General features: G+C 34.9%; 3 protein-coding genes. All 3 read left to right on the forward strand.

All coding sequences use genetic code 11. The annotated features are described in order from the left end of the window. Positions 1 to 32: 32 nt before the first annotated feature. From FNW52_RS16750 to FNW52_RS16760, 3 genes are read left to right on the forward strand one after another with little or no spacing between them, the layout of a single operon-like run. The gene (locus tag FNW52_RS16750) at positions 33 to 3,641 is read left to right on the forward strand and encodes a non-ribosomal peptide synthetase (protein WP_221933408.1); all 3,609 of its coding nucleotides are present in this window, start codon (positions 33 to 35) and stop codon (positions 3,639 to 3,641) included. Between the two features lie 17 nt (positions 3,642 to 3,658). Further along, positions 3,659 to 4,630, forward strand: a complete 972-nt coding sequence (locus tag FNW52_RS16755) for a pyridoxal-phosphate dependent enzyme (RefSeq protein WP_143378631.1) — start codon at positions 3,659 to 3,661, stop codon at positions 4,628 to 4,630. 24 nt (positions 4,631 to 4,654) lie between these two features. After that, positions 4,655 to 5,626 carry a 2,3-diaminopropionate biosynthesis protein SbnB gene (locus tag FNW52_RS16760; RefSeq protein ID WP_143378632.1) on the forward strand — a complete coding sequence of 324 codons (972 nt, stop codon included), beginning with the start codon at positions 4,655 to 4,657 and terminating at the stop codon, positions 5,624 to 5,626. Positions 5,627 to 5,689 lie beyond the last annotated feature (63 nt).

A 5,689-nucleotide genomic window follows, 5' to 3' on the forward strand; every position in this document is an offset into this window, starting at 1 on the left:
CATTTGTGCTGAGTGTATCAGGATCAGATTCTTTGAATGCTTTAGTTGCCGTTAAGGAATCATTAAGGAAAATACCAAAGAAGGGCATTGGCTATGGTATGCTGAAATATTTGACATCGGACTTCCAAAGTAATCTGGTTCCGAGTATTGAGTTCAATTATCTGGGAGATTTCGGAGATAATGTGAGTAACAGCTCTGATTCGTTATTTTCGTATGCCTCAGAGAGTATTGGATCCAGCAGTTCGATAGAAAACAGCAAAGATATTTTGCTTGGGATCTCAGGTATGCTGGTTTCGGGACGTCTTTCGATGAATATTGGTTTTAGCAGCGGATTGTATGATGATACTACGATTCAGGCTCTTGCGGATTCCTACCAAAAGAAACTTACTGTACTTATTGAGAGTTTAAGTTCAGTAAAAGAGAGCCGATTGACGCCATCTGATCTGACCTATAAAGATTTAAGTATAGAGGCCTTATCGAGAATAAATCAGGATGACAGTTTAGAAGATGTTTACAGGTTATCGCCTTTACAGCAGGGTATTTATTATCACTGGCTCTCTGACAGATCCTCACCGATGTATTTCGAGCAGATGTCTTATAGGATAAAAGCCTTTGATCTTACTGTTGATTTGGTAAAAGCGGCGTACGATCAATTAATACTGCGCCATGGAGTCTTGCGAACAGGATTCAGTTATGACTTGGCTGATGAGCCTCTTCAGATAGTAAGAAAGAATGTTCCGAGTACATTTTCCTATAAATGTAAACTGGAGGAATCAGCATTGGAAGATTATGTGGAGCGCATTAAACTGGAGGACCGTGCCTTAGGGTTTGATTTGGAATCTGCATCTCAGATGCGTCTGCTGTTATTGGATTTGGGGAACAATGATTATGAATTCATATGGAGCCACCATCATATTTTGACAGATGGCTGGTGTATGAGTATTCTGATCAAGGATTTTTATCAGATATTGAATTCTCTTTATCAGAACAGGCCACTAGATCTTCCCAAGCCTGTTCTGTATTCCAGCTATATTAAGTGGCTGGACAGTACCGATAATAATGCTTCGATGGTATATTGGCGTGACTACCTGCAAGGGTATAGTAATATTGCAGAGATTCCTTTTAAGCGACAGTTGCTCTCGGAGGATTTTTACTCAGAATCCAGAGAAAGAGTCACCATAGAAGGTGAATTATATAATAAGGTGAATGCCTTGTGTACTCAGACAGGTATTACCCAAAACACCTTTGTTCAGGCAATCTGGGGTTATCTGCTCTCGAGATACAATAATACAACTGATGTTGTTTTTGGTTCAGTTGTATCGGGTAGGCCAGGTGAACTCGAAGGGATAGAGGATATGATCGGCTTGTTTATCAATACAGTTCCTGTGAGGATTCAATATGGTGAAGGGGACCGTGTGGCTGATCTGCTGACAAAAGTTCAAGAGCAGTCCATCTCTGGCAATGCTTACCATTATTCGAATTTATCGGAGGTAAGTTCACAGAGTGAACTAGGTGTCAACCTGATCAATCATATAGTGGTATTTGAGAACTATCCGGTTCAGGATATTATACGGGAGGATGTTCAGAATGCACAGCAGGGCAGAGACCAGGAGTTAAGGATTGAATCCATTGCTGCATTTGAACAGACTAATTTTGATTTTAGCATCATGGCCAATCCGTCTTCTGATTCACTGGATATTGACTTCAAGTACAACAAGAATAAATACGATCCGGAGCTGATGGGTACATTATCAGGTCATGTTTATACTTTAATAGAGCTGTTTACTGCTGATGCCCAGGCTCAATTAACGTCATTGGACTATTTAACAGAAGCGGAAAAGTCACAGCTGTTGTTTGAATTTAATGATACAAAAGTTGATTATCCAACAGATAAAACCATGGTTGATCTGTTTGAGGAGCAGGCTGAAAGAACCCCTGATAATGTAGCTGTTGTATTTGAGGGCAAATCACTGACGTATCGTGAACTTAATGAGAAGTCGAATCAGTTTGCACATTATTTAAGAGAGAATTACAATATCAAACCAAATGAGCGTATAGGAATTAAAATAGACAGGAGTGAGCTGATGATTATTGTCATTTTAGGTATTTTAAAATCTGGAGGAGCTTATGTTCCTATTGATGTAAATTATCCTGATGCCCGTGTAGCTTATATTGAAAAAGACAGTAGCTGTCAAGTAATTATTGATGCTGCAGAATGGTCAAAATTTGAAAATACACACGCTATTTATTCAAAAGAGGATATTGAAAAGGTCAATGTTCCTAGTGATCTCCTTTATGTTATTTATACCTCTGGAACCACAGGTAATCCTAAAGGAGTAATGATTGAGCATAGTTCTTTGATTAATCGATTAGATTGGATGCAGAAGGCTTATAATTTATCCGATAAAGATGTTATTCTTCAAAAAACCAGTTATTCATTTGATGTTTCTGTATGGGAGCTTTTCTGGTGGATATATAATGGTTCTCAATTGTGCATATTAAAACCTGAAGGACACAAAGATCCTAAAGAAATAGTTAATTCTATTGAGAGATTTAAAGTTTCGGTTATTCATTTCGTGCCGTCTATGTTATCTGTGTTTATGCAATATTTGGAAGAGCACAACTTAGAAATAGCTCGATTAAAAAGTTTGAATCAAGTTTTTGTAAGTGGAGAAGCACTAGGTATAGATTTAAACAATAAATTTTTTAGTTATTTTCCTAATACGGCGTTAATGAACCTTTATGGACCAACCGAAGCTACGATTGATGTGACTTCGTTTGAATGTTCAGAAAACAAAACAATTATTCCGATTGGGAAACCGATATCCAATACACATCTTTATATATTGGATGATGCTATGGAGCTTGTTCCAATCGGAGTTCGAGGCAAGCTTTATATTTCAGGTTCAGGACTGGCAAGGGGTTATCTAAACAGGGAAGAACTGACGGCTGAGAAATTTATCAGCAATCCTTTTATAGCTGGTCAGAAAATGTATGATACGGGTGATTTGGTGAGGTGGCTTCCCGATGGGAATATAGATTTTTTAGGCAGGAAAGACAACCAGGTGAAGATCAGGGGTTTTAGGATTGAGCTTGGAGAGATCGAGAGCGTAATTCTGGAGTATTCGGATATAAATCAGGTTGTTGTGGATGCCAGAAACATAAATGATGATAAAGTGCTTGTTGCTTATATAGTATCGGATAATCTGGATAAATCCGAGCTGAGAGCTTATTTGGGAAGTAAACTTCCTGATTATATGATTCCTAGTTTTTTCGTGGAGATTGATGCTGTTCCGCTGACCCATAATGGAAAAATTGATCGTAAAGCATTGCCAAAAGTTTCTGAAAATGATATTATCAAGGCAGACTATACTCCAACAAGACATGAGATAGATCAGAAGCTGATAACGATATGGGAAGATGTCTTAAAGGTTTCTCCAATTGGAATTACTGACAATTTCTTCGAATTAGGAGGTCATTCGTTAAAAATGATGAAAATGCGATATTTAATAAAAACAGAGTTCAATATTTCTTTGCCTTTTGAATTGTTCTTCAGCAATATTGAAGGGATTTCCAATTATATAAAGCTGACACAAAAAAGAGAAACATTAAGTATGCACTCAAAAACATTTGAATTATAAAAAACAATAAATTTCCAATGATAAAAAAGGTTATAAAAATTGCCAAATTAATTGGTAATACACCAGTTTTAAAGCTAGATGATGAGTTTATAGATTTGTACGCTAAATTAGAGTTTAAGAATTTTTCAGGAAGTATAAAAGACAGGGCAGTTAATAATATAATTCATAACGCCATTTTTGAGCAAAAAATAGATATGAACACTACTATAGTAGAGTCAAGTTCTGGAAATTTTGCTATTTCACTCGCACTGCACTGCAAGTTCTTAAATTTAAAATTTATTGCTGTTGTGGATCCAAATATTAATGAAATAAGTTTAAAAACTCTTCAATTATTAGCAACAGAAGTGATAATGATAAAAGATATTGATGAAACCGGCGGGTATCTTTTAAATAGAATTGCAAAAGTAAAGGAAGTTTTAAAACAAACACAAAATTCATTTTGGACTAATCAATATGAAAATGAAAATAATTATAAAAGTTACCGTTTATTAGCCAACGAAATAATTCGTGATTTTGAAGAATTAGATTATTTGTTCGTACCAGTAAGTTCATGCGGAACCATAGTTGGTCTGTCCACTTACTTAAAAAGTAATTTCAAGGACCTTAAAATAATTGGTGTTGATGTTGAAGGATCGATGATATTTTCTGATAAGAAAAAAAGGCGTAATTTATCTGGACTAGGATCCAGTAAGAAAAGCCACTTCAGGATTAATGAACTCATTGATGATTTCATAATTCTTAATCAAAACGAGATCAGTGATGGGTGCACTGAGCTGCTGAATCAGCATGCTTTGTTTGGCGGCGCATCTTCGGGCGCTTGTTATAAAGGAGCACAAAAATATCTTAAGAATAATGATACTGGCTCTATATTTCCCAAAGCAATGATTTTGATTCCTGATTCTGGTGTCTCCTATATTGATAATATTTACAATAAAGAATGGGTCGAAAAGTTTTGTAAAATAGATGAGATGAACTTTGAAAATAATTAATAATTAATAAAAAATAAAGAGTTTATGCTTTACTTAAATACTAAACAATTAACTGCTATAAAACCAGACTGGCATCAGCTTGTAGAATTAATATATAAAACAATTACCATAATGGGAGATGGGGAGTTTGATCAGCCTATTAAACCATATTTGAGATTCGGAGATAAGACCAACAGGATTATTGCTATGCCTGCATTTGTGGGCGGATCAATTAATATGTCAGGAATTAAATGGATTGCCAGCTTTCCTAAAAATTTAAATAAGGGGATGAGCAGGGCTCAATCAGTAACCATTTTAAATGATGTTGAAACAGGTCAGCCAAAGTGTATTGTAAATACAGCATTAATCAGTGAAATTCGTACTGCAGCAGTTTCAGGATTAATTTTAAAAAAATATTTAGAAGAAAAAAGTGAAAAGAAAAAGTTTAGCATAGGAATTATTGGCTTTGGCCAGATCGGCAAAGCTCATCTTGCTATGATCAATCAAATTATGCAAGACAGAATTCTGGAAATAAAACTTTATGATCTCAAGGAGATTCCATGGACAGTAGCTCTAAGTTCAATGAATAATACGGTGAAAATTTGCGATTCATTTGATAAATTGTACGAAAATAGTGATATTATAATCACTACTACGGTATCTGAAAAAAGATATATCAGCAAAAAACCTAAAAAAGGGAGTTTGCATTTAAATGTTTCATTGAGAGATTATCTGCCTAGTTTTAAGAATTTTGTAGATAAAATGATAGTTGATAACTGGGAAGAAGTATGCCGTGAGAACACAGATATTGAGCAAATGTATTTAAATGAAGGATTAATAAAGGAAAAAACATTTAATTTGGTGGATATTTTTTACAAAAATTTGATGCCAAGCATAGCGGAAGATGACGTTATAATGTTTAATCCTATGGGTATGGCAGTTTTTGATATTGCTGTTGGAACTTATTACTATTTGACCGCTTTGGAGAAAAATATTGGAAATTTATTAGACGATTAAGTTTGATTTAAGGCCAATTTGTAGAAATAATAATAATAATAATAATAATAATATAGGTAACAA

It is taken from the genome of Flavobacterium sp. ZT3R18, assembly GCF_007097385.1.
Lineage (GTDB): Bacteria > Bacteroidota > Bacteroidia > Flavobacteriales > Flavobacteriaceae > Flavobacterium.